The 24854-nt window shown below is 73.0% G+C and carries 14 protein-coding genes; 11 read left to right on the plus strand and 3 right to left on the minus strand.

Going from position 1 to position 24854, the window contains the following annotated elements:
• Nucleotides 1-4 precede the first annotated feature (4 nt).
• From AC2XR2_RS29385 to moeZ, 8 genes are all read left to right on the plus strand, one after another.
• On the plus strand, nucleotides 5-1078 hold the full coding sequence (locus tag AC2XR2_RS29385; RefSeq protein WP_491516720.1) for an ABC transporter permease: 1074 nt from the start codon (nucleotides 5-7) through the stop codon (nucleotides 1076-1078).
• Nucleotides 1075-2073 carry an ABC transporter permease gene (locus AC2XR2_RS29390; protein ID WP_330264581.1) on the plus strand — a complete coding sequence of 333 codons (999 nt, stop codon included), beginning with the start codon at nucleotides 1075-1077 and terminating at the stop codon, nucleotides 2071-2073. Before AC2XR2_RS29385 ends, AC2XR2_RS29390 begins: the two co-directional genes overlap by 4 nt.
• The gene (locus tag AC2XR2_RS29395; protein WP_491516721.1) at nucleotides 2070-3662 is read left to right on the plus strand and encodes a dipeptide ABC transporter ATP-binding protein; all 1593 of its coding nucleotides are present in this window, start codon (nucleotides 2070-2072) and stop codon (nucleotides 3660-3662) included. The genes AC2XR2_RS29390 and AC2XR2_RS29395 overlap by 4 nt, the downstream gene beginning before the upstream one ends.
• 190 nt (nucleotides 3663-3852) lie before the next feature.
• Nucleotides 3853-5580: a DUF3492 domain-containing protein gene (locus AC2XR2_RS29400; RefSeq protein ID WP_491516722.1), complete on the plus strand. Its 1728-nt coding sequence runs from the start codon at nucleotides 3853-3855 to the stop codon at nucleotides 5578-5580.
• A 638-nt stretch (nucleotides 5581-6218) separates the two neighbouring features.
• Entirely contained in the window at nucleotides 6219-7397 is a 1179-nt protein-coding gene (locus AC2XR2_RS29405; protein WP_491518525.1) for a hypothetical protein, read from the plus strand.
• Nucleotides 7398-7775: 378 nt separating this feature from the next.
• On the plus strand, nucleotides 7776-8735 hold the full coding sequence (locus AC2XR2_RS29410; protein WP_037719791.1) for an NAD-dependent epimerase/dehydratase family protein: 960 nt from the start codon (nucleotides 7776-7778) through the stop codon (nucleotides 8733-8735).
• Entirely contained in the window at nucleotides 8723-9472 is a 750-nt protein-coding gene (locus AC2XR2_RS29415) for a spherulation-specific family 4 protein (protein ID WP_491516723.1), read from the plus strand. The genes AC2XR2_RS29410 and AC2XR2_RS29415 overlap by 13 nt, the downstream gene beginning before the upstream one ends.
• Nucleotides 9473-9535: 63 nt before the next feature.
• Nucleotides 9536-10714, plus strand: coding sequence for an adenylyltransferase/sulfurtransferase MoeZ (gene moeZ, locus AC2XR2_RS29420; protein WP_123762925.1), 1179 nt, complete (start codon nucleotides 9536-9538; stop codon nucleotides 10712-10714).
• A 53-nt stretch (nucleotides 10715-10767) separates the two neighbouring features.
• On the opposite strand, the gene AC2XR2_RS29425 is transcribed toward moeZ, so the two are convergent.
• The 3 genes from AC2XR2_RS29425 to AC2XR2_RS29435 form a co-directional block, all read right to left on the minus strand.
• Nucleotides 10768-12324: an alpha/beta hydrolase gene (locus tag AC2XR2_RS29425; protein WP_491516724.1), complete on the minus strand. Its 1557-nt coding sequence runs from the start codon at nucleotides 12322-12324 to the stop codon at nucleotides 10768-10770.
• Between the two features lie 129 nt (nucleotides 12325-12453).
• Nucleotides 12454-13998, minus strand: coding sequence for an alpha/beta hydrolase (locus tag AC2XR2_RS29430; protein ID WP_491516725.1), 1545 nt, complete (start codon nucleotides 13996-13998; stop codon nucleotides 12454-12456).
• A gap of 69 nt (nucleotides 13999-14067) precedes the next feature.
• Nucleotides 14068-16776, minus strand: coding sequence for a lysylphosphatidylglycerol synthase transmembrane domain-containing protein (locus AC2XR2_RS29435; RefSeq protein ID WP_449349737.1), 2709 nt, complete (start codon nucleotides 16774-16776; stop codon nucleotides 14068-14070).
• A gap of 186 nt (nucleotides 16777-16962) precedes the next feature.
• Between AC2XR2_RS29435 and AC2XR2_RS29440 the strand changes: the two genes are divergently transcribed.
• The 3 genes from AC2XR2_RS29440 to AC2XR2_RS29450 all read left to right on the plus strand — a co-directional run bounded on the left by AC2XR2_RS29440 (nucleotide 16963) and on the right by AC2XR2_RS29450 (nucleotide 24853).
• On the plus strand, nucleotides 16963-17349 hold the full coding sequence (locus tag AC2XR2_RS29440) for an MGMT family protein (RefSeq protein WP_330264574.1): 387 nt from the start codon (nucleotides 16963-16965) through the stop codon (nucleotides 17347-17349).
• A 266-nt stretch (nucleotides 17350-17615) separates the two neighbouring features.
• The gene (locus tag AC2XR2_RS29445; RefSeq protein ID WP_491516726.1) at nucleotides 17616-21227 is read left to right on the plus strand and encodes an ATP-dependent helicase; all 3612 of its coding nucleotides are present in this window, start codon (nucleotides 17616-17618) and stop codon (nucleotides 21225-21227) included.
• A gap of 110 nt (nucleotides 21228-21337) precedes the next feature.
• On the plus strand, nucleotides 21338-24853 hold the full coding sequence (locus AC2XR2_RS29450; protein ID WP_491516727.1) for an ATP-dependent helicase: 3516 nt from the start codon (nucleotides 21338-21340) through the stop codon (nucleotides 24851-24853).
• Nucleotide 24854 lies beyond the last annotated feature (1 nt).

Consider the following 24854-nt stretch of genomic DNA (forward strand, 5'->3'; position numbering starts at 1 on the left):
CCCGATGAGCGAGGCACTTGTCGCCACCGAGATCCCCGAGGCAGCCGCCCCGGGGGTCTCGGGGGCGCGTCAGTTCTGGCGGCGGCTGCGGGCGCAGCGCGCCGCCATGGCCGCGGCGGCCGTCGTCGCGCTGCTCGTCCTGGTCGCGCTTGCCGCGCCCCTGCTCACCGCGCTGGAGGGCCAGGACCCGACCACCTACCACCCCTCCCTGATCGACTCCGCGCGCGGCGGTGTGCCGATCGGGCCCTTCGGGGGCGCCGGCGGGGACCACTGGCTCGGCGTCGAACCACAGACCGGACGCGACCTGTTCGCCCGTCTGGTGTACGGCGCCCGGGTCTCCCTGGGCGTCGCGCTGGGCGCCACCGCCGTCCAGGTCCTCCTCGGTGTCGTCGTGGGCGTCGCCGCCGCGCTCGGCAATCGATGGGTTGATCAACTGTTGAGCCGGATCACCGACATCATCGTGGCGATGCCGTTGATGATCATGGCGTTGGCCCTGCTCGCGATCGTGCCCGAGAACTTCCCGAGGCCGATCCTGGTCGCGCTCATCATCGGCTTCGTCGCCTGGGGCACCATCGGCAAGATCGCGCGCGCCCAGACCCTCACCCTCAAGGAACTCGACTACGTGGCCGCCGCCCGGCTCAGCGGCTGGGGCACCTGGCGGATCGCCCGCCGGGAACTGCTGCCCGGTCTCGCCGCGCCCGTCATCACCTACGCCGCGCTGATGGTCCCGGCGAACATCAGCATCGAGGCGGCCCTGTCCTTCCTCGGCGTCGGCGTGAAGCCACCCACCCCGTCCTGGGGGCAGATGCTCTCCTCGGCCAACGTCTGGTACCAGGCGGCCCCGCAGTACCTCCTGCTGCCCGCGGCCGCGCTCTTCGTGACCGTGCTCGCCCTCACCGTCCTCGGGGACGGCGTCCGCACCGCCCTCGACCCGCGCGCGGCCTCCCGGCTGCGCATCGGGACGGGCCGGCGGCAGGAGGCCAAGGCGGGCGAGTCCACAGCGGGCGGGCCGAAGGCCGGCGAGTCCCAGGTGGGCAAGGCGGACGAGTCCAAGGTGAGCAAGGAGACCACCTCATGAGCGGCTTCGCGGGATTCGCCGTACGCCGGACCGTGAGCGCCGTCCTCACCCTGCTCGCCCTCTCGGTCATCATCTACGTCGTCTTCTACGCCACCCCCGGCAACGTCGCCCAGATCACCTGCGGTCCGCGCTGCTCGCCGGAACAGGTCCACCAGGTCGCCCAGCAACTCCGGCTCGACGACCCGCTGTACCTGCGCTACTGGCACTTCCTCCAGGGCATCGTCGTAGGCCACGACTACTCCACCGGCACCTCCGTGGAGCACTGCTCGGCGCCCTGCCTCGGACTGTCGTACCAGAGCGACCAGCAGGTCACCCAGATCATCCTGAACAAGCTGCCCGTCAGCCTGTCCCTGGTCATCGGAGGCATGGTGCTGTGGCTGCTGCTGGGCGTCGGCACCGGCGTGCTCTCCGCCTGGCGGCGCGGCCGGTTCACCGAGCGCGCGCTGACCGGCATCACCCTCGCCGGCGTCGCCACGCCCGTGTTCGTCATCGGCCTGGTCCTGATGATCGTGGTCTGCGGCCAGCTGGAACTGCTGCCCTTCCCGGAGTACGTCGCCTTCTCCGACGACCCCGAGCAGTGGGCCTGGGGCCTGCTGCTGCCCTGGGTCACGCTCGCGCTCGGTGAGGCCGCCTACTTCGCCCGGCTGACCCGGGCGTCGATGCTGGAGACGCTCGCCGAGGACCACATCCGCACCTTCCGGGCCTACGGCGTCGGTGAGCGCTCCATCGTCGGCCGGCACGCCCTGCGGGGCGCCCTGGCGCCGATCATCGCCCTGAACGCCAACGACTTCGGCAGCGCGGTGGGCGGTGCCGTCCTCATCGAGTCGCTGTTCGGACTGCCCGGCATCGGCCAGGAGCTGGTCCACGCCGTCACCGTCGTCGACCTCCCGGTCGTCGTCGGCATGGTCCTGGTCATCGGCTTCTTCGTGGTGCTCGCCAACGCCGTCGCGGACGTTCTGTACGCGGTGGCCGACCGACGGGTGGTGCTCGCATGAGTCTCGTCCAAGTAACGGACCTGACGGTCGAGTTCGGCGACCTGCGCGCCGTCGACGGGCTCACCTTCACCCTGGAGCAGGGCGCGGCTCTCGCCCTGGTCGGCGAGTCCGGCTCCGGCAAGTCCACCGTCGCCTCGGCCCTGCTCGGACTGCACCGCGGCACGGGCGCGCGCGTGCGCGGCTCGGTCGAGGTCGCCGGGGTGGACGTACAGCAGGCGTCGGACGACGAACTGCGGCGGCTGCGGGGCGCGAAGGCCGCCATGGTCTTCCAGGACCCGCTGTCGTCCCTTGACCCTTACTACGCGATCGGTGACCAGATCGCCGAGGTGTACCGCGTGCACACGCGTGTGTCGCGTCGGACCGCACGCGCGCGTGCGGTGGAGGTGCTGGACCGGGTCGGGATTCCGGACGCCGTACGGCGGTCCCGGTCCCGTCCGCACGAGTTCAGCGGCGGTATGCGCCAGCGCGCCCTCATCGCGATGGCGCTGGCCTGCGAGCCCGGCCTGCTGATCGCCGACGAACCGACCACCGCGCTCGACGTGACCGTCCAGGCCCAGATCCTGGACCTGCTGCACACCCTGCGCCAGGAGACCGGCATGGGCCTGCTGCTCGTCACCCATGACGTCGGGGTCGCCGCCGAGAGCGTCGACGACGTGCTCGTCATGCGGCACGGTCGGGCGGTCGAGCACGGGCCGGTCGACGCGGTGTTGGGGGCGCCCGCGGAGGCCTACACCCGCGACCTGCTCGCCGCGGTCCCGCGCGTGGACGCGCCCCGGGCGCCTTCCGGGGCGGCGGGCGACGTGGTCCTCGAGGCGAAGGGCCTGCGAAGGGAGTTCGGGCGCGGCAAGAAGGCCTTCGCGGCCGTGGACGACGTCTCCCTGACGGTCCACCGGGGCGAGACCCTCGGTGTCGTCGGCGAGAGCGGCAGCGGCAAGACCACGCTCGGGCGGATGCTGGTCGGACTGCTGGAGCCGACGGCGGGCGAGGTCCGCCACGACGGCCACACGTGTGTGGGCGTGGACCCCGCCGTGCAGATGGTGTTCCAGGACCCCGTCTCCTCCCTCAACCCCCGCCGCAGTGTGGGCGAGTCGATCGCCGACCCGCTCCGGGCCCGGGGCGAGAGGGACGAGCGACGGATCAGGGGGCGCGTGGCGGAACTCCTGGAGCGCGTGGGGCTCGAAGGGGCGCACTACGACCGCTACCCCCACGAGTTCAGCGGCGGTCAGCGCCAGCGCGTGGGCATCGCGCGGGCGCTCGCGGCCGACCCGCGCGTCATCGTCTGCGACGAGCCCGTCTCCGCGCTCGACGTCACCACCCAGGCCCAGGTGGTGTCCCTGCTCGGCGAGCTGCAACGGGAGCTCGGACTCGCGCTGGTCTTCGTCGCGCACGACCTCGCCGTCGTCCGCCAGGTCAGCGACCGGGTCGCCGTGATGCGGCGCGGCCGGATCGTCGAACAGGGCCCCGCCGACGAGGTCTACGACAGCCCGCGGGACCCGTACACCAAGCAGCTCCTGGCCGCCGTACCGGCGCTCGATCCGCGGATCGCGGCCCGGCGGCGGGCGGAGCGCCGGGCAGTGGCCGTGAGCTGACGTTCCGTGTCCGCATGATCTCTTAGCGCGACCGAACGCAACCCGCACGGGAAAGTTACGAGCGTTCACCCCTTTTGGTGGCGCGATGGACAACCGTCCGTCGCGCCACCGCCTTGTCCGCATACGTTCGTCCCGCGGCGAGCCGCCGGGCCAACGGCGGCTCCTCATACGGGAGATCGGGGGTGCACTCGTGCGCATCGGACTGCTTACGGAGGGTGGCTATCCGTATGTGAGCGGTGACGCCAGGCTCTGGTGCGACCGGCTCGTGCGCGGGCTCGAGCAGCACGAGTTCGACATCTACGCGCTCAGCCGCAGCGAGCACCAGGAGGACGAGGGCTGGGTCCCCCTGCCGCCGCAGGTCGACAGGGTGATCACCGCCCCGCTGTGGGTCGCCGAGGACGACGGGGTGGTGTACGGGCGGCGCGCGCGCCGTCGGTTCGCCGAGTCCTACGGGGAGTTGGCGGCGGCGCTGTGCGAGGGGGGCGTCGCGGAAGCTGCCGGGCGGGCCTCGGGAGGGTCCGAGGAGGCGCCCGCCGTTGAGGCGGACCGTTTCGCCAGCGCCCTGTACGGGCTCGCCGAACTCGCCCGTGACGAGGGCGGGCTGGTGGGAGCGCTCCGCTCCGAGACCGCCGTACGAGCCCTGGAGCGCGCCTGTCGTGCGCCCGGCGCCCGGCAGACGGCTCGCGAGGCGCGCGTACCGGATCTGCTCACCGTGGCCGCACACCTGGAACGCGCCCTGCGCCCCCTCTCGCTCGACTGGTACGAGGACGACGGCCTCGGCGCGGTCGACCTCTGCCACGCGGCCGCCGGCGGCGCGGCCGCCCTGCCCGGGCTCCTCGCCCACCACTTCTGCGGCGTACCGCTGCTGGTGACCGAGTACGGCGTGCGGCTGCGCACGCACTACCTGGCCGACACCGAGTCCTCGCCCGTGGTACGCGCCCTGCTCGCCGCCTTCCACGGCCGGCTCGCCAGCGAGACCTACCGGCGGGCCGCGGTCGTCACCCCCGGCAACACCCACGCCCGCCGCTGGCAGGAACGCTGCGGCGCCGACCGGGAGAAGCTGCGCACGGTCTACCCCGGCATGGACGCCGGCCACTTCGCGGAGGTCGGCGAGTCGGCGGAGTGCGTGGACCCGGACACCCTGGTGTGGGTCGGCCGGGTCGAACCCGCCAAGGACCTGATCTCGCTGCTCCACGCCTTCGCGGAGATCCGCAAGGAGGAGCCCAAGACACGCCTGCGGATCGTCGGTGCGCCCACCGGCGCCGAGGGCGAGGCCTATCTGGGGCACTGCAAGGCCCTGGCCGCACAGCTCTTCCCCGACGAGGCGGAAGGGCTGCACGCCGTCGGCGACAACCCGGTCTCCTTCGAGGAGATCGGCGGCCCGGAGGTGCCTACCCTGGCCGACGCGTACGCCTCGGGCGCGGTCACCGTGCTGTCCAGCGTCGTCGAGGGCTTTCCGATCAGCCTGGTCGAGGCCATGTTCTGCGCCCGGGCGACCGTGTCCACCGACGTCGGTGCGGTGGTGGAGGTCATCGGGGGCACGGGGCTCGTCGTCCCGCCGCGCAACCCCAAGGCGCTCGCGGAGGCGTGTGTGACCTTGCTGCGCGACCCCGAGCGCCGTGAGCGCCTGGGCGCCGCGGCGCGCGCCCGCGCACTCGAACTGTTCACCGTGGAACAGAACATCACGGCATTTCACGGCATTTACCTGGAGATCGTCTCGAGCACCCCGGTCCGCCGGGTCGTCCTGGACGGCACCGGCGAGCCCCTGCCGTTCGCCGCCCCCGCCGAGGCCCATGTCCCCGGCCGCTGGACCGAGCGCAGCACCCGGGTCGCGGCCCGCGGCGGCCCCGGCTGGGCGGCGGGGCCTCCGGTCCGCGCGACACCTCCCTTCGCCGCCACGGAAGGAGCGCCGGGATGAGCGACCTGGAACTCGACCGCCCGGGCACTGCTGGCATCCCTGGCAGCACCGGGTCTCAGGACACGGAGTCGGGGGAGTGGCCGGCGGGGGAGCCGGGGGAGACGGGTGCGGGTGACGTGCGGGGGCCCGCTGGGGGTGCTGTCGATGTTGACGGCGGCCGGGGGGAGGCGTCTGTGCCCGGAGCCGGGGGTGACTCCGGGTGGCCGGTGACGGGCGGTACCGACGGGCTGGGGGAGACGGAGGCGGGCGCCTCCGATGCGCTGGGCGAGCGCGGGAGGGGTGGTGCCGACGGGCTCGGTGAGCGCGAGACAGGCGGTATTGGCGGGCTCGGGGAGCGCGATACAGGTAGCACCGGCGGGCTCGGGGAGCGAGAGACGAGCGGTACCGGAGGACCCGGCGAGCGTGAGACGGGCACTACCGACGGACCCGGGGAGCAGGGGCCGCACGCTTCGGAGGCCGCCGGGAATGCGGACGCGCGCGGTGCCGTCTCGCCTGCGGGGCCGGACGCCCTCGCCGACGAGCCTCCGGGACCCGCCGAACCCCAGGTGCGGGCCGACGAGATCCCCGCTCAGGCGCGATCCGCGGCGCGGGCCAGCGAACTCCCGGCTCAGGCGCAATCCCCCGAGCCGGCCGACCCGATCGCCCCCTCCGCAGCGCCGGACACCCCTACTCCACCGGCGCCCGCCCCCCGCGCCCCCGAGATCTCCACCGGCCGCACCCCCACCCCTGCCCGGCGTCCCGCGGCAGACCCGGTGAAGGCCCTGATGCACCGGCACCGCGAACTGTGCGAACGGGCCGTCGACCCCTTGGAGATCGCGGCGGGCCTGGAGGCCCACGGCCTCACCGACCGCACCGCCGTCCGTTTCCGCCACCGGGACGTCTTCTCGCTCGCCGAAGAGATGTACGCCCGCGTCCCGAGGGACGGCGAGACACCCCCGCCCCCCACGGCCGACAAGACACCGCGCTCGCGCGCCGACTGGGCCCTCCTCGCCCTCCTGCCCGGCGCCCTGTGCGCGGCCACGGTCGCCGGCATCCGCCTCACCGAGGGTCAGCCCCGCCTGGTCATCGCCCTGGTGGGCGCCCTGGCCGTCTCCTTCGCCGTACGCGCGGCCCTGTCCCGCGGCCCGCTCGGCACCCCCGACCGCGCCCCCACGACCACCCCCTCCACCTGGACGTACTGGCTGCTCGCCTACGCCGCCCTCGGCGACGGCCTCCTCGGCGCGGCCCTGACCGGCGGCCCCGACGCGCTCCCCACCGGCGCCGCCGACGCACCCTGGCCCGTGGCCACGGCCCCCCTCCTCGCCCTGACCCTGTCCTGCGCCCCCGCGGCCTGGTCCGCCCACCTCTTCAAGGACCGCGCCCGCCGCAAACTGACCGCCAGCCGAGGCCTGGTGGACTTCGCGGCCTCCGTACGACCCCTGCTGCTCGGCACGTTCGCCCTGTACCTGTGCGCCCTGACCGCCCTCCTCGGCCTGTCCGCCACAGCCCTGGACGAACCCGCCCCCTATGCACAGACCCTCACCCTCGGCGCCCTCCTCTTCCTCGCCCGCGTTCTCACCACCCACGGCTTCACCCACGCCCCCGTGGTGGTGCTCATCGCCGCCACGACAGCCGAGGCGACGACCCTGGCCGCGACCTTCGCGTCCCGCCTGCCGGGCTGCGCCTTCCTGGCCACGCCGGTGGACGCCCTCGTGAACCTCTGGGGCCCGGCCGGCATCCAGACCCTCTCCTGCGGAATCGGCGCCCTCACCCTGCTGATCCACGCGATCCGCAAGCTGACCAGGGCATCGGCCCACGCCAAGGAGGAGCCGTGCTGACCCGACCCCGCCCCACACATCCGCCGTAGCGCCGACCACCCGCTCCAGCGACCGCCCGCCCGAGCGACCACCCGGCCCAGCGGCGCTGCTCCGGTGGCGACCAGCTCCGGTGGTGACCAGCTCTGGCGGCGCCCGCTCCAGCCGCGACCGCGGCGGTAGATGGCGCGGCCAAGGTGCCCCGCCCGGCGTGGGCGAGGCCGCCGGCCCCCTGAACCCGCCCCAGGGCGCGACCACCATCCGCCGCAGGCACACCGGCCCCACCGCCGGAGGCAACTCGCACACCGGCCCCACCGCCGGAGGCAACCCGCAAGCCCCTCCCGAAGGAGAACCCGCAATGACCACCTCCCGACCCGCCCCCAAGGCCCCGGGAGCAGCCCGATGAGAGTCCTGCTGATCGGAGCCAACGGCTACCTCGGCCGCTTCGTCGCCGACCGTCTGCTCGCCGACCCCGCCGTCCAGCTCACCGCCCTCGGCCGCGGTGACGACGCCGACGTCCGCTTCGACCTCGCGTCCGGCAGCCCCGGCGCCCTCACCCGCTTCCTCGACGCGGTCCACCCGGGCGTCGTCGTCAACTGCGCCGGCGCCACCCGCGGCGGTGCCCGCGAACTCACCCGCCACAACACGGTCGCCGTCGCCACCGTCTGCGAGGCCCTGCGCCGCAGCGGCTGCGGAGCCCGGCTGGTGCAGATCGGCTGCGGCGCGGAGTACGGCCCCAGCCAGCCCGGCTCCTCCACGGCCGAGGACGCCGTCCCGCGCCCCGGCGGCCCGTACGGCGTCAGCAAACTCGCCGCCACCGAACTGGTCCTGGGCTCCGGCCTCGACGCGGTCGTCCTGCGCGTCTTCTCCCCGGCCGGCCCCGGCACCCCCGCCGGGTCCCCGCTCGGCCGGCTCGCCGAGGCCATGCGCCGCGCCATGCAGTCCGGCGACGGCGAACTGAAGCTCGGCGGCCTCGGCGCCCAGCGCGACTTCGTCGACGTCCGTGACGTGGCCCGCGCCGTCCACGCCGCCTCGCTCTCCGCCGCGCAGGGCGTCATCAACATCGGCTCCGGCCGTGCCGTCCGCCTCCGGGACGCCGCCGCGGTGCTCGCCCGGGTCGCCGGATACGGCGGCGCCCTCCACGAACTCGACGGCCCTCCCGGCCCGCTGCGGGCGACCATCGGCCACCCCCGCTCCGAGTCGGACCACGCGGCACCGGTCGCGTACCCGTACCCCGACGGCTGCGGCAGCTGGCAGCAGGCCGACGTCCGCACCGCACGGGACCGGCTGGGCTGGCGCCCCCGGATCAACCTCGAAGAGTCCCTCGCCGACATCTGGATGGAGGCGGCATGCCGCATCTGACCAGCACGAAGAGCAGTACGCCGAGCACCGAACTCCATACCGGCCTGGGAGTCCCCGGCTTCGCCCACCCCCTGGTCGCGCCCGCCGAGTGGGCCGAACTCACCCGCCCCGGCACCCCGTTGCACTGGACCGTCCTCAACATCGCCGACGGCCCCGGTGCCCGCCCCGACCCGCACTGCCTCGAGGCGGTCGGCCGGCTGCGCAACGCGGGTGTCCGGGTCCTCGGCCACCTCGACACCACGTACGGGTCCCGGACCTTCGGCGAGCTGATCTCCGAGGGGCAGCGCTACCTCGACTGGTACCGGGTCGACGGCTTCCTCCTGGACCGCTGCCCGACCGGACGCGCCGCGCTCCCCGAGATCCGCCGCACCGTCACCACGCTCCGCGCGCTCCGTGACGACGCCCACATCGTCCTCGGCCACGGCACCCACCCGTACCCCGGATACGCCGAGAACGCCGACCAGTTGATCACCTTCTCCGGCCCCTGGAGCGACTACCGCTGGTCGCAGGTGGCCGAGTGGACCGCCGACTACCCGCCCGAGACCTTCTGCCACCTCGTCCATGGAGTGCCGGGCCCCCATCTCGACGAGGCCCTGCGGATCGCCCGCTGGCAGGGCGCCTCCACCATCTGGTTCACCGACCGCACGGACCGGGGCGGCCGTGTGGACCCCTGGGAGACCATGCCCGGCTACTGGGACGAAATCGTCTCGCGGATCGGAACGGGTGTCTCGGAATGAAGAAGCCCATGGCAGTGTTACGGGGAGAACAACTGTAGTGATTGACCGACCAACGGAGTCCCCGTGTCGCTGCCACCCCTGGTCGAGCCGGCCGCCGAGCTCACCGTAGACGAGGTCCGCAGGTACTCCCGCCACCTGATCATCCCCGACGTGGGGATGGACGGGCAGAAGCGGCTGAAGAACGCCAAGGTGCTCTGTGTGGGCGCCGGCGGCCTGGGCTCGCCGGCGCTGATGTACCTGGCCGCGGCGGGCGTCGGCACGCTCGGCATCGTGGAGTTCGACGAGGTCGACGAGTCGAACCTGCAGCGGCAGATCATCCACAGCCAGGCCGACATCGGCCGCTCCAAGGCCGAGTCCGCCCGCGACTCCGTCCTCGGCATCAACCCGTACGTGAACGTGATCCTTCACGAAGAGCGGCTCGAGGCCGAGAACGTGATGGACATCTTCAGCCAGTACGACCTGATCGTCGACGGCACCGACAACTTCGCGACCCGCTACCTGGTCAACGACGCGTGCGTGCTGCTGAACAAGCCGTACGTCTGGGGCTCGATCTACCGCTTCGACGGCCAGGCGTCCGTCTTCTGGTCCGAGCACGGTCCCTGCTACCGCTGCCTGTACCCGGAGCCCCCGCCGCCGGGCATGGTCCCCTCCTGCGCCGAGGGCGGCGTCCTGGGCGTGCTGTGCGCGTCCATCGGCTCCATCCAGGTCACCGAGGCCATCAAGGTCCTCACCGGCACCGGCGAGCCGCTCGTCGGTCGCCTGATGATCTACGACGCCCTGGAGATGCAGTACCGCCAGGTCAAGGTCCGCAAGGACCCGAACTGCGCGGTCTGCGGCGAGAACCCGACCGTCACCGAGCTCATCGACTACGAGGCCTTCTGCGGCGTCGTCTCCGAGGAGGCCCAGGAGGCGGCCGCCGGCTCGACGATCACTCCCAAGCAGCTCAAGGAGTGGATCGACGACGGCGAGAACATCGAGATCATCGACGTCCGCGAGATCAACGAGTACGAGATCGTCTCGATCCCCGGCGCCAAGCTGATCCCGAAGAACGAGTTCCTCATGGGCACCGCCCTCGAGGGCCTTCCGCAGGACAAGAAGATCGTCCTGCACTGCAAGACGGGTGTCCGCAGTGCGGAAGTCCTCGCGGTCCTGAAGTCCGCGGGCTTCTCCGACGCGGTCCACGTCGGCGGCGGTGTGATCGGCTGGGTCAACCAGATCGAGCCCGACAAGCCGGTCTACTAGACCCGCGTTGTCCCGGCAGGGGCTCGGCACCAGGTGTGCCGGGCCCCTTTCCGTCATTGACCCTGGGCGCAGACCTTGCCGTCCTTCGGCACCGTGCCCTTCAGCAGATACGCGTTCACGGTGGAGTCCACGCAGTCGCTGCCGTTCCCGTACGCCGTGTGCCCCTGGCCCTCCCAGGTGAGCTCCACACCGACCCCCTTGCCCAGTTCGTCCGCCATCTTCCTGGCGCCCTCGTACGGCGTCGCCGGATCGCCCGTGTTGCCGACCACCAGCACCGGTGCCGCACCCGGCGCGCTCACCTCCGGCGTCCGCGACTGCCCGGCCACCGGCCAGTCGTGGCACCAGCCGGCCGCGTCCCAGCCCAGGAAGGGACCGAACACCGGCGAGATCCTCTCGAACTCCGGCAGCAGCCTCTTCGCCTGCGCGAGCGTGGGCCGCTGCCTGTCGTCCAAGCACGATATGACCCGTTGGGAATGCGGGAGCAGTCCGTAGTGCCCGGACGGATCACGCTCGTTGTAGCCGTCGGCGAGCGCCAGCAGTTCGGAGCCGTCCCCCTGCTCGGCCGTCTGGAGAGCGCTGGTCAGTGAGGGCCAGCTGTCCTGGCGGTACAGCGGATAGACGATGCCGGTGAACGCGAGCACCTGGGTCAGCTTCCGCCCGGAGAAGGTGTCCAACGGCTTCGCGTCGATCCGCTCCAGCAGGTCCGCGATCTTCCGGGTGCCCCGCGCGGGGTCCTGGCCGGTGGACTTCAGGTAGTTGTCGAGCGCGCGCTGGAAACCCCGGGCCTGGTTCCTCCGGTGGCCCACCGCGTCGGCGCTCGGGTCGACGACCGCGTCGAGCACCATCCGCCCGACCTTCTCCGGGAACAGGTGGGCGTAGACACCGCCCAGCTGGGTGCCGTACGAGATGCCGAAGTAGTACATCTCGCGGTCGCCCAGGACCTGACGCATCAAATCCATGTCGCGCGCGGTGTCGGTGGTCGAGACGTGCGCCAGCAGCTTGCCCGCGTCCTTCTCGCAGCCCCGCGCGAAGTCGCTGGCGTCCTGGAGGTAGGCCCGTTCCTCGGCCGGGGTGTCCGGGGTGGCGTCCACCGACTCGGCAGCCTGGATGTCCTTGTCGCTGCGGCAGCGGACGCCTTCGCTGGCGCCGACCCCGCGCGGGTCCCAGCTCACCAGGTCATAGCGCTCGCGCAGGAGGGAGGCGGTGGCGGCGTACGCCGGGAGTGTGCCCACACCGGTGAGGCCGGGGCCGCCGAAGTCGAAGAGGAGTGAGCCGATGCGGTCGCCGCCGCGGGCCTTGGTGCGGATCAGCGCGAGGTCGATCGTCTCGCCGTCCGGCTGCGACCAGTCCAGGGGCGTCTTCAGCGTCGCGCACCGCCAGTCCTTGCCCGGCGGGGAGGAGTCCCCGGTGGCCTTGCAGCGCCCCCAGTCGAGCCGCTGCGAGGTCAGCGAGGCGGGCAGCGCCTGCGCGTCCCTCGTGCCGGGCCCCGCGCTGCGGGCCGGCTCGTCCCCGTCACCGCCGGACGAGCTCCCCGACGAGCCGCCGGAACAGCCCGCCGCCAGCAGCGCGGCCGCGGCGGTCGCCGCCGCCCACCGTACGAAACGCCCCATGACAGTCCCCCTCCCAAGCCGTCCGTGCCGAGCCACGAACGTCGGTCCGGCCATCGTAGGCCGAGCACGTGAAGCCCGTCGGGGCCTGTGGATAACGCTGTGACCTGGGAGTTCATGGACGGTGGGGAGTCATGAACAGACGGTGCCCGCCGCCGGCACCTTCCCGTTCAGGAGGTAACCGTCCACCGCCGCCTGCACACACCTGTTCTTGCTGCCGTAGGCCCCGTGCCCCTGGCCCTTGTACGTGAGCTCGACACCCACGCCCGTGCCGAGCGCCTCCACCATCTTCCGGGCGCCCTCGTAGGGGGTGGCCGGATCGCCCGTGTTCCCCACCACGAGGATCGGCGCGGAGCCGGCCGCGTTCACGTCGGGATGGTCGGCGGCGCCCGCCACCGCCCAGTCCGTGCAGCTCACCATGGACCAGGCCATGAAGTCGCCGAACAGCGGGGACGCGGCGCGGAACGCGGGCAGCCTCCGCTCGACGTCGGTCGCCGTGTACCGGGGTCTGTCGTCGGCGCAGTTGATGGCGATGTTGGCCGCGGTGATGTTGCTGTACTCGCCGTTCTCGCTCCGCCCGTTCATCGAGTCGGACAGCAGCATCAGGATCCTGCCGTCACCGTCGTACGCCTGCTCCAGGCCCTCGACGAGGTACTCCCAGAAGTCCTTCGAGTACAGCGACTGTGCGATGCCGTTGGTCGCGGCGGTCTGTGTCAGCGGCCGTTGGCCGATTCCCGGGATGGGTTTCCTGTCGAGGTCCGCGAGCAGCTTGGCGATGCGGTCCTTGACGTCCTGGGCGGTGTCGCCGACGGGACAGTCCTCGGGCTTGGAGGTGCAGTCCTCGGCGAAGTTGTCGAGCGCGAGCTGGAAGCCCTCGGCCTGTCCGAGGGAACCCTGCTCACTGCTCTGCGTCGGGTCGACGACCGCGTCGAAGACCGCGCGCCCCACGTGTTTCGGGAAGAGGTGGGCGTAGACGCCGCCGAGTTCGGTGCCGTACGAGATGCCGAAGTAGTACAGCTTGTCGTCGCCGAGGACCTGGCGCATCAGGTCCATGTCGCGGGCCGCGTCGGTGGTGCGCACATGCGGCAGCATCTTCTGGGAGTTCTCCTCGCAGGCCGCGTTGAACTCCTTGGTGTTGGCCATCAGCGCGGTGCGCTCGGCCGAGTCGTCCGGGGTCCAGTCCTGTTCGAACCAGTAGTCGAGCTGCGGGTCGTTCAGGCACTCCACGGGGGCACTGCGGCCGACTCCCCGGGGGTCGAAGCTCACCAGGTCGTAGCGGGTGCGCAGGGTCGCGTAGTCCGCGCCGAAGGCGGGCAGGGTGGTGACGCCCGAACCGCCGGGGCCGCCGAAGTTGAAGACGAGCGAGCCGATGCGCCTGTCCTCGGCGCCGCTGGTCTTGGCCCGGATCAGCGCGAGGTCGATCGTGTCGCCCTTGGGCTTGGCCCAGTCGAGCGGGGCCTTGAGGGTGGCGCACTGCCACTCGGCGCCGCCCGGCAGGGGAGAGGGCGGGTCACCGCCGCCCTCGGCCCGGGACGGGGCCGGGCAGTCCTTCCAGCTGAGCTCCTGGGCCGACAGGTCCTCGTCCTGGGAGTCGCCGCCGCAGCCCGCCAGCGCGCAGGACAGCAGCAGGACGGCGGCGGTCAGGGCGGCAGTGCGCGGTCGAGGGGGGTTCGGCATGCTTCCATCCTGCGGTCGCGCGCGGACGAACGCTCGGGGCGCGCGCCGTAAGGGGTACGCCCCGCAGCGTTACAGCGCGCCCTTGCGGGACAGGTGGTTGAAGGCCAGCCAGCCCGGCAGCACCGGCAGCCAGAGCGTCAGCAGACGGAACAGCAGGACGGCCGGGGCGGCGACCTCCTTGGGCAGTCCCACGGCGATCAGACCGACCGTCAGGGTCGCCTCGACGGCGCCCACGCCACCCGGGGTCGGGGCGGCCGACCCGAGGGCGTTGCCGGCGAGGAAGACGACGGCGACGCTGGCGATGCTCAGTGACGTGCCCTCCTGGCCGAAGGCGCGGATGGAGGCGTCCAGGCACATCACGAAGCAGGCCGTCAGCAGCAGCATGCCGCCGATGCCGGTGACCAGCTTCTGCGGTCGCTGGAGCACGTCCAGCATGCGCGGCACGACACCCGCGAACAGCGACCTCACGCGCGTGACGACGAATTTCCTGAGGAACGGCACCGAGGTGACCACGAGCACGAGCACCGCGACCGTCAGCAGACCCGCGATGACCGTCCGGGACGGCGACAGCGACGGCGTCTTCTCGGTCCCGGTCAGATAGCCGAAGGACAGCAGCATCAGGATGTGGCAGCCGAGCCCGAAGAGCTGCGAGGCGCCGACGCTCGCGACCGCGAGCCCGGGCCGCACCCCCTGGCGTTGCAGGAAGCGCGTGTTGAGCGCGACACCGCCCACCGCGGCCGGCGCGACGATCTTCACGAACGAACCGGCGACCTGGGCCGCGACCGTCCGCAGGAACCCCACCCGCTCGGGCACGAAGCCCAGCAGCGACATGGCCGCGGCGAAGTAGCTGCACGCCGAGAACAGCACGGCCGCGGCGACCCAGCCCCACTCGGCGTTCTCGATGAGCGGCCCGAACTCGATGTGGGTGAGCTGCGTCAGCAGGAAGTACGCGCCGATGGCGCCCGCGATGACGCTGATCAGGGTGCGCGGCTTGACCCGCTCCAGACGGGCCGGCTCGACCGGCGCCTGCGGCCTGATCAGCAGGACCTCATGGCGGATCTGGCTCAGCAGATCCTCCTCGCGGGCCTCCTCCAGGGCCTCGTCGATGGCCCGCTTCTCGGCCCGCGCCTCCGCGCGTACGGCCTTCTTGTCGGGCTTTTCCAGTACGGGCCTGGAGTCCTGCGGCCCCTCGTCCAGGTGGGCCTGCTTGGCCTGCCGGGACGCCTCCAGGACCGCCTCGCGCTCGCGCTGGGCCCGCTCCCGGGCGAGTCTGCGCAGCGTCGCGCGCGTGGAGCGGGTCAGCGCGATCGGCTGGAGCATCGGCAGGCAGTCGGCGACGGCGTCGGGACCGAGGACCTCGACCCCGGAGGCGACCGCGCGTTCCGCGCCCGCGAGCAGCCCCAGGGTCGTCACCAACTGGGCGACGTCCATGCGCAGCAGCAGGGTGCTGGCCGCGATCTCGCCGCCGCGCAGGTCGGTGAGGATCACCGCGCCGGAACGATCCACCAAGATCGCGTCACCGGCGAGCCTGCGGTGCGCGATGCGCCGCGACTGGAGCGCCTTCACCTGGCGCCAGGTGTTGCGCAGCAACTCGTCGGTGATCTCGTCCTCGGCCAGCGATTCCAGCGTGCGTCCGCCGGTGTGCTCGTAGACGAGCATCACGGCGTCGGGGCCGAGTTCGGAGGTGGCGATCAGCTTGGGCGCGTTGGCGCCGGCCGCGATGGCGGCGTAGGCGAGCAGGGCCTCCTGCTCCAGGGCCTGGCGCAGCGACTGGAGGCTGCTGCGGGTGGCGAAGCCGCGCAGCGTGAGGTTGCGCCAGACCCGGTAGAAGAAGCCCTGCGCCTGCTGCTCGCGGTCGACCACGGTGACGTCCAGCGGCGGGCCGTCCTCCAGGGTGACGAAGTAGCGCCGGCCGCGGTCGCCGTTCTCGGCGGTCTCCGGGGCCTCCTCGCGGGCCGCGCTGACCGGGTGGAAGCCGACGGTCCGCAGGCCCGCCATCAGGGTCTGCCCGGTGGGCCGGACATTGGGCGAGCCGACCGCGTAGAGCGTGCCGTAGGCGACCGTCCAGCCGATCAGCACCGTCAGGATGATCGAGAACGGTGTGGTGTAGCCGGTGACGAGCATCGAGAACGCGTCGAGCATCAGCACGATCCACAGAACCGCCCGCCAGCGCGGCCTGCGGGACATGCCGACGGCCGTCATATAGGCGATGACAGGCGCCAGATAGCCGTGCACGGGATCCGTGAGGGCGTGGATGTCGCCGGGGGAGGGCTGGGTGAGCGCCTCCTGGATGGAGTCCGGGGCGGCCTTGGCGACCCACAGGTCGGTGGCGAGCGTCACCCCGTGGGCGAGGACCGCGGCGAGCACGCCGTCGGCGATCCGCAGTCCGTCACGCTTGATCAGCCGTTCGATCGCGAACGCGACCGGGACCAGGAGGATCGCGATGCTGGAGGCGAGACCGGCGATCTTGATGAGCAGGTCGGGCGCCTGTCCGGTGCCCTTGTTGATGTCCTGTTCGAGACCCGAGGTGGTGCCGTGCGCGAACGCGGCGATCGCCAGCAGGACGACGACGGCCAGCACGCCGACCAGCAGCCGCATGAGGTCGGAGGGCCGGTGCACGCGCGCGGGGAGCAGCGGCTCGTCGCCCTCCACCTCGTCGGCGTGCACCTCCGCGGTGTCCGCGTCGGCGGTCTGGTCGTCCGCGTCGGCGGCGTCAGGGCGCGACGAGGCGACAGAGGTGCTCTCGGCATCCTCCGGGTGCACACCCTGTGGCTTCATCGTCTCTTCTTGATCTCGTATCACCAGTCACCGCCCGCACGATGGTGGCATGCCCCACCGACACACGGGGATGTCAGGGTGCACCTGCGGGGGCGCACAGTCTGCCCGAAGCGCCCTTCCCGGGCGAGGAATACGCACGGTCGCGGGCCCGTCACATTGTCGGTGGGGTGGGGCAGGATGGGGCGGATGAGCGAGCAGAGCCTTCCTCGGGACGCCCACCCGGAGTACGCGGACACCCTGCCGGAGTACGCCGAGCGGGTCCTCGACGTCGCCGAACGCATCCCGCCCGGGCGTGTCATGACGTACGGCGACGTCGCCGAGTGGCTGGAGGAGGGAGGGCCCCGCCAGGTGGGCCGGGTCATGGCCCTGTACGGCTCGCCGGTGCCGTGGTGGCGTGTCGTGCGCGCGGACGGCGTCCTGCTGCCCGGTCACGAGCTGGAGGCGCTCGGCCGCTACCGCGCGGAGGGCACGCCCCTGAAGGAGGCGAGCAGGGCCGCCGAGGGCCATCTGCCGCGTCTCGACATGAGACGGGCGCGCTGGGACGGTGACGAACGCGCGGAGGGTCACACCTGACAGCTTCCGCCATCGTGCGGGCCCGGGGACACCCCGAGACCCGTACGGGGGAAGCGGGGCATGTCCGAGGCATGGCGTACGTTCGTGAGGAGTGGGACGCACGGGGCGGCGGTGTCGTGAGTGGTCCGAGGGAAGAAGGGGAAGCCCTGCTTCCGCTCCACTCGTCGGCGTAGCGTCGGCTGCACGCGTCCCCCTCACCCCCCGTCCACCGCCCTCCACGCGCGGCGGGCCGCCCAACAGCACACCCACCAGGACCGGCGAACCACGTGAGCTCCTCTTCCTCCACCAGGCGCCTGTCGCACTCCCCGGTGCGACAGGGGGCCCGTGGCGCTTACCGACTGGTTCGTACCCCGCCGGCCCGAGTGGATCCCCCTCTACTGGACGCCGCACAGCGCGCCGTGGTTGAGCACAAGAGCGGTCCTTTGCTCGTCCTCGCAGGTCCGGGCACCGGCAAGACCACCACCCTCGTCGAGTCGGTGGCCTCACGAATCGCCCGCGGAGGCGACCCCGCGCGCGTGCTCGTGCTGACGTTCAGCCGCAAGGCGGCCGTCGAACTGCGCGACCGCATGGCGCTGCGCATAGGAGCGGCGCGCGCGCCCCAGGCGACCACCTTCCATTCCTTCTGCTACGCCCTGGTCCGCGCCCACCAGGACAGCGACCTGTTCGTGGAGCCGCTGCGGCTGCTGTCCGGACCCGAACAGGACGTCGCCGTCCGCGAACTGCTCGCCGGACAGCCCGACCTGGAGCGGCTCGGCCTCGCGCACGTGCGCTGGCCGGACGAACTGCGCGCCTGCCTGACCACTCGCGGCTTCGCCGACGAGGTCCGCGCGGTGCTGGCCCGCAGCCGCGAACTGGGCCTCGGCCCCGGCGCCCTGGACGCCTTCGCCCGCCGCATCGGCCGCCCCGACTGGCGGGCCGCGGCCGCCTTCCTCGCCGAGTACCTCGACGTCCTCGACCTCCAGGGCGTCCTCGACTACGCCGAACTGGTCCACCGCGCGGTGCTCCTCGCCCGCCGCCCCGAGGTCGCCGGGCAGCTCGCCGCGCAGTACGACGCCGTGTTCGTCGACGAGTACCAGGACACCGATCCGGCCCAGGTACGGCTGCTCGACGCCCTCGCCGGCGGCGGCCGCACCCTCGTCGCCTTCGGCGACCCCGACCAGTCGATCTACGCCTTCCGCGGCGCCGACGTGAACGGCATCCTCGACTTCCCGTACGCCTTCCCGCGCGCGGACGGCCGTCCCGCACCCGTGGAGGTCCTGCGCACCTCCCGCCGCTCCGGCGCCGACCTGCTGGCCGCGACCCGCCTGGTGACCCAGCGGATGCCGCTGACCCGGCTGCCGGCCGAGAAGGTCCGCGCCCATCGGGAGCTCGCCCCGGTCCGGGACGGGGGGCGCGTGGAGGTGTACACCTACCCCACGTCCGGCACCGAGCTGGACAACATCGCGGACATCCTGCGCCGGGCGCACCTGGAGGACGGCGTGCCCTGGGGCGAGATGGCGGTTCTGGTCCGCGCGGGGTCCCGCACGATCCCGACGGTGCGGCGCGCGCTCACGGCGGCCGGAGTGCCCCTCGACATCGACGGCGACGACCTCGCACTGCGGCACGAACCGGCGGTGGCGCCCCTGTTGACCGCCCTGCGGGCGGTGGCCATGGCGGAGGCGGCGGAGGGCGTCGTACGACCGGAAGCGGCGCGGACCGACGAGGGCGCGGCTTCCGAGGAACCGCTGCCGGAGGGGGAGGCCGTCTCCGAGGAGCAGCTGTCGGAGGCGGCCGCCGTGTCCGAGGAGCAACCGGCGGACGCGGACGCTGTCTCAGGGGAGCAGCCGTCGCCCACAGAGCCGCAGCCGACAGCCACCGAGCCGCAGCCGTCGGTCACGGAGTCGCAGCCGACAGCCACCGAGCCGCAGCCGTCGGTCACGGAGTCGCAGCCGACAGCCACCGAGCCGCAGCCGTCGGTCACAGAGCCGCAGCCGTCGGCCACCGAGCCGCAGCCGTCCGTCGCCTCCTGGCTCGACACAGAGACCGCCCTCACCCTCCTCGCCTCCCCCCTCGCCGGCATGGACGCCGCCGACCTGCGCCGCCTAGGGCGGGCCCTGCGGGACGAGGAGCGGGCCGCCGGCAACGCCCTGCCGCCGCCCTCGGACGAGCTGCTCGCGCGGGCCCTCGCCGAGCCAGAGCGGCTGGCCGTGCACGACCCCGCGTACGCGCGCGGGGCGCAGCGGCTCGGCGCGCTGCTCGGCAAGGCCCGTCAGCGCCTCGCGAACGGCGGCAGTGCCGAGGAGGCGCTGTGGGACCTCTGGGAGGGCACACCGTGGCCCGGTCGCCTGGAGCGGGCGGCCAGGCGCGGCGGGGCGGCGGGGCGCAACGCGGACCGTGATCTCGACGCCGTGTGCGCGCTGTTCGCGACGGCCGCGCGCGCGGAGGAGCGCACCGGCGGCCGGGGCGCCCTGAACTTCCTGGAGGAGATCGACGCCGAGGACATCGCCGCCGACACCCTCACCCGGCGTGCCGTACGCCCCGACGCGGTCCGCCTGATGACCGCGCACCGCTCCAAGGGCCTGGAGTGGCGCCTGGTCGTCGTCGCGGGCGTCCAGGAGGGCCTGTGGCCCGACCTGCGCCGCCGGGGCTCCCTCCTGGAGGCCGACCGCATCGGCCGCGACGGACTCGCCGAACCGCTCACCCCTGGCGCCCTGCTCGCCGAGGAACGCCGCCTGTTCTACGTCGCCGCCACACGCGCGCGTGAGCGCCTGGTCGTCACCGCGGTCAAGGCACCGGCCGACGACGGCGACCAGCCCTCCCGCTTCCTGACCGAACTCGGCGTCGAGCCCAAGGACGTCACCGGCCGCCCCCGCCGGCCCCTGTCGGTCGCCGCCCTGGTCGCCGAACTCCGCGCCACGACCGTCGACCCGCGGGTCTCGGACACCCTCAGGGAGGCCGCCGCGAGGCGCCTGGCCCGGCTCGCCGCCCTCGCCGACGACGACGGCCGCCCGCTCGTCCCCTCGGCCCACCCCTACCGCTGGTGGGGCATGTTCGAGCCGACCGAGTCCAAGGTGCCGCTGCGCAACCGCGACCAGCCCGTCGTGCTCTCCGGCAGCGCACTGGACCAGCTCGCCAACACCTGCGCCCTGCAATGGTTCCTGGGCCGCGAGGTGAAGGCCGACGCACCCGCGACCGTCGCCCAGGGCTTCGGCAACGTCGTGCACGTCCTCGCCGACGAGGTCGCCTCCGGACACACCCCCGCCGACCTCGACGTCCTCATGGAGCGCCTGGACTCCGTGTGGAACGCGCTCGCCTTCGACGCGCCCTGGAAGTCGGCGCAGGAGAAGGAGCACGCGCGCGTGGCGCTCGAACGCTTCCTGAAGTGGCACGTCATGGACCGCACCGGCCGCACCCCGGTGGCCAGCGAGCACGACTTCGACGTCACCCTGGAGGCGGGCGAGGTCGAGGTGCGCATCCGCGGCCAGATGGACCGCGTGGAGGCCGACGGCGAGGGCCGCGCCTACGTCGTCGACTTCAAGACCGGCAAGCAGCCGGTGAGTTCGGCCGAGGTGGAACGCCACCCCCAGCTCGCCGTCTACCAGCTCGCCGTGCGCGAGGGCGCCGTGGACGAGGCCTTCGACGGCGTACGGCCCGAACCGGGCGGCGCCGAACTCGTCCAGCTGCGCCAGGGCGCGCCCAAGCGGGACGGCGGCGAGACCCTGCCCAAGGTGCAGGCCCAGGAACCGCTGGAGGGGGAGTGGGTCGGCGACCTGCTCGCCACGGCGGCCGGCAAGGTCCTCGACGAACGGTTCACGCCGAGCGCGGGACAGCACTGCTCCCACTGCGCGTTCCGGGCCTCGTGCAGCGCGCAGCCGGAGGGACGGCACGTCGTGGAGTGAGCGGAACGCGCGGGTGTGATCAGTCGCACCACGTGCGCTGACCTGCGTATCTTCCGGACCGGGGGGCGATTCGTCCTCCGTTGTCAGTGCACGCCGCTAGCCTCTCCGACATGGCCGCCCGTATCACCGATCCCGATCAGCTCAAGGAGCTCCTCGGGATCCCGTTCACCCCGGAGCAGACGGCCTGCATCACCGCGCCGCCCGCCCCGCAGGTGATCGTGGCCGGTGCCGGCTCGGGCAAGACGACGGTGATGGCGGCCCGCGTGGTCTGGCTGGTCGGCACCGGCCAGGTCGCCCCCGAACAGGTCCTCGGCCTCACCTTCACCAACAAGGCCGCCGGTGAACTCGCCGAGCGCGTCCGCAAGGCGCTCATCAGGGCGGGCGTCACCGACCCCGACGTCATCGACCCGGACAACCCCCCGGGCGAGCCCGTGATCTCCACCTACCACGCCTTCGCGGGCCGCCTGCTGACCGACCACGGGCTGCGCATCGGCCTCGAACCGACCTCCCGCCTCCTCGCCGACGCCACCCGCTACCAGCTCGCCGCGCGCGTGCTGCGCGAAGCCCCCGGCCCCTATCCCGCCCTGACCCGCTCCTTCGCCGACCTGGTCAGCGACCTGCTCACCCTCGACGCCGAACTCTCCGAGCACCTCGTACGCCCCGAGCAGGTGCGGGCGTACGACGCCGAACTGCTGCTGACCCTCCAGGCCGCCAAACTCACCAACGACACCCTGCGCAAGGTCCCCGAGGCGGCCGCCGCCCGCCGCGAACTCGCCGACCTGGTCGTCCGCTACCGCGCCGCCAAACGCGAACGCGACCTCCTCGACTTCGGCGACCAGATCGCCCTGTCGGCACGCCTCGCGGGCATCCCCGAGGTGGGCCGCGTCCTGCGCGAGGAGTTCAAGGTGGTGCTCCTCGACGAGTACCAGGACACCTCGGTCGCCCAACGCGTCCTGCTGGCGGGCCTGTTCGGCGGCGGCACCGGCCACCCGGTCACCGCCGTCGGCGACCCCTGCCAGGCCATCTACGGCTGGCGCGGCGCCTCCGTCGCCAACCTCGACGACTTCCCCGAGCACTTCGCCCACCCCGACGGCCGGCCCGCCACCCGCCAGGCGCTCAGCGAGAACCGCCGCAGCGGCGGCCGCCTCCTCGACCTCGCCAACGGCCTCGCCGAGCCCCTGCGCGCCATGCACGCGGGCGTGGAGGCCCTCCGCCCGGCCCCGGGCGCCGAACGCGACGGCATGGTGCGCTGCGCCCTCCTGCCGACCCACGCGGAGGAGATCGACTGGCTCGCCGACTCCATCGCCCATCTCGTACGGACCGGGAAGGAGCCCGGCGAGATCGCCGTCCTGTGCCGCACGGCCACCGACTTCGCCGAGATCCAGGGCGCGTTGGTCGAGCGGGACGTCCCGGTGGAGGTGGTGGGCCTCTCGGGCCTGCTGCACCTGCCCGAGGTCGCCGACCTGGTCGCCGTCTGCGAAGTCCTCCAGGACCCCGGCGCCAACGCGGCCCTGGTCCGGTTGCTGACCGGCCCGCGCTGGCGCATCGGCCCGCGCGACCTCGCCCTCCTCGGGCGGCGCGCCCGGCGCCTGGTGTCCTACGCGCGCGTGGACGGCGACGACGACCCCGACCGCCGGCTCGCCGAGGCCGTCGAGGGGGTCGACCCGGCCGAGGTGATATCGCTCGCCGACGCCCTGGAGACCTTCCTGGAGACACCCCTCCACAGCGACGAGGACGACGACGGGCTGCCCTTCTCGCCGGACGCGCGCGTGCGGTTCGCCCGCCTGGCCGCCGAACTGCGCGACCTGCGCCGCTCGCTCGCCGACCCCCTGATGGACGTCCTGCACCGCGTCCTCGCCGTCACCGGCCTGGAGGTCGAACTGTCGGCGTCGCCGCACGCGTTGGCCGCCCGCCGCCGCGAGACCCTGTCCAACTTCCTCGACATCGCCGCCTCCTTCGCGGCGGGTGACAACGAGGCGACCCTGCTCGCCTTCCTCGCCTTCCTGCGCACCGCGGCCCAGTACGAGAAGGGCCTCGACAACGCCCTGCCGGGCGGCGAGAACACCGTCAAGGTCCTCACCGCGCACAAGTCCAAGGGCCTGGAGTGGGACGTGGTCGCCGTCCCCGGCCTGGTCACCGACACCTTCCCCAGCGCCAAGGGCCGCGAGAAGTGGACCGCGCAGAGCAAGGTGCTGCCGCACGCCCTGCGCGGCGACGCCGAGACCCTGCCCGACATCGCCTCCTGGGACTCGCGCGGCATGAAGGCCTTCCATGAGGCCATGAAGGACCACCAGCACACCGAGGAGCTCCGCCTCGGCTACGTCACCTTCACCCGCCCCCGCTCCCTCCTCCTCGGCTCCGGCCACTGGTGGGGGCCGACGCAGAAGAAGCCCAGGGGACCGTCCGACTTCCTCCAGGACCTCTACGACCACTGCGCGGCCGGCCACGGCGAGATCGAGGCCTGGGCCGACGAGCCCGCCGAGGACGAGGAGAACCCGGCGCTGCACAGCCGGACCGAGGACCAGGTCTGGCCCCTGCCCCTGGACGACAAGGCCCTCGCCCGACGCCGGGCGGCCGCGCAGACGGTCCTGGACCACCTGGATGCCCTCGCCGACCACACGGACCCGCATCCCGCGGCCGTACACGATCCCGACACCTACGACGACCCGGACTGGCCTCCGCCGCCGGACGACGACGAGGTGCCCTACGAGGACGTCGTCGAGCAGGACAGCGCGTCCGACTGGGACAGCTGGACCACGGAGCGCCCGGCCGTCCCGCACCAGGCCACGGCTCCGGAAGCACCCCCGGCCCCACGCCGGCCCACGCCGGGAGCCCCCACCGCACCGGCCCGCCCGCACCCCCTGGAACGACAGCCCCTCACCCCCGAGGAAGCCCGCACCATCGCCTCCTGGGACCGCGACCTCGACGCCCTCACCGGCGAGCTCCTGCGCGCGCGGGAAGCCGTGACCGACGTACCCCTGCCCGCGTCGCTCACCGCGTCCCAGGTGCTGCGGCTGGCCGCCGACCCGGACGGGCTCGCGCAGGAACTCGCGCGCCCCATGCCGCGCCCGCCACAACCCGCCGCACGTCAAGGCACCCGCTTCCACGCCTGGGTCGAGGCCCGCTTCGAAGCGCTGACCCTGCCCATGCTGGAGCCCGACGACCTCCCCGGCGGCGACGCCGAGATCGCCGACGAGCGCGACCTGGAAGCCCTCAAGGACGCCTTCGAACGCAGCGAGTACGCCCACCGCACCCCCTACCGCCTCGAGACGCCCTTCCAGCTCGCCATCGCCGGCCGCGTGGTCCGGGGCCGTATCGACGCCGTCTACCGCCACACCGACGGGGAGACGACGAGGTACGAGATCGTCGACTGGAAGACCAGCCGCACCCGCACCGCCGACCCCCTCCAGCTCGCCGTGTACCGGCTGGCCTGGGCCGAGCGGCAGGGGGTGCCTGTGGAATCGGTCACGGCCGCCTTCCTGTACGTCCGCACCGGAGACGTCGTCCGCCCCCGGAACCTGCCCGGCCGGGCCGCGCTGGAACGGCTTCTGACCCAGGAACCGGGCGGTTCCGCACCAGCAAACTGTGAGGAACCGCCCAACGAGGATGTCGGTGCGGGCCGATAGG

The organism is Streptomyces sp. LS-MS-L19 (genome assembly GCF_058382285.1).

Bases quoted from the DNA above. Each gene is read 5' to 3' on its own strand.
- AC2XR2_RS29385 (WP_491516720.1), top strand. From the start codon at position 5: ATGAGCGAGGCACTTGTCGCCACCGAGATCCCCGAGGCAGCCGCCCCG.
- AC2XR2_RS29395 (WP_491516721.1), top strand. From the start codon at position 2,070: ATGAGTCTCGTCCAAGTAACGGACCTGACGGTCGAGTTCGGCGACCTG.
- AC2XR2_RS29440 (WP_330264574.1), top strand. From the start codon at position 16,963: ATGAGCGAGCAGAGCCTTCCTCGGGACGCCCACCCGGAGTACGCGGAC.
- AC2XR2_RS29415 (WP_491516723.1), top strand. From the start codon at position 8,723: ATGCCGCATCTGACCAGCACGAAGAGCAGTACGCCGAGCACCGAACTC.
- AC2XR2_RS29450 (WP_491516727.1), top strand. From the start codon at position 21,338: ATGGCCGCCCGTATCACCGATCCCGATCAGCTCAAGGAGCTCCTCGGG.
- AC2XR2_RS29390 (WP_330264581.1), top strand. From the start codon at position 1,075: ATGAGCGGCTTCGCGGGATTCGCCGTACGCCGGACCGTGAGCGCCGTC.
- AC2XR2_RS29430 (WP_491516725.1), bottom strand. From the start codon at position 13,998: ATGCCGAACCCCCCTCGACCGCGCACTGCCGCCCTGACCGCCGCCGTC.
- AC2XR2_RS29410 (WP_037719791.1), top strand. From the start codon at position 7,776: ATGAGAGTCCTGCTGATCGGAGCCAACGGCTACCTCGGCCGCTTCGTC.
- AC2XR2_RS29435 (WP_449349737.1), bottom strand. From the start codon at position 16,776: ATGAAGCCACAGGGTGTGCACCCGGAGGATGCCGAGAGCACCTCTGTC.
- AC2XR2_RS29425 (WP_491516724.1), bottom strand. From the start codon at position 12,324: ATGGGGCGTTTCGTACGGTGGGCGGCGGCGACCGCCGCGGCCGCGCTG.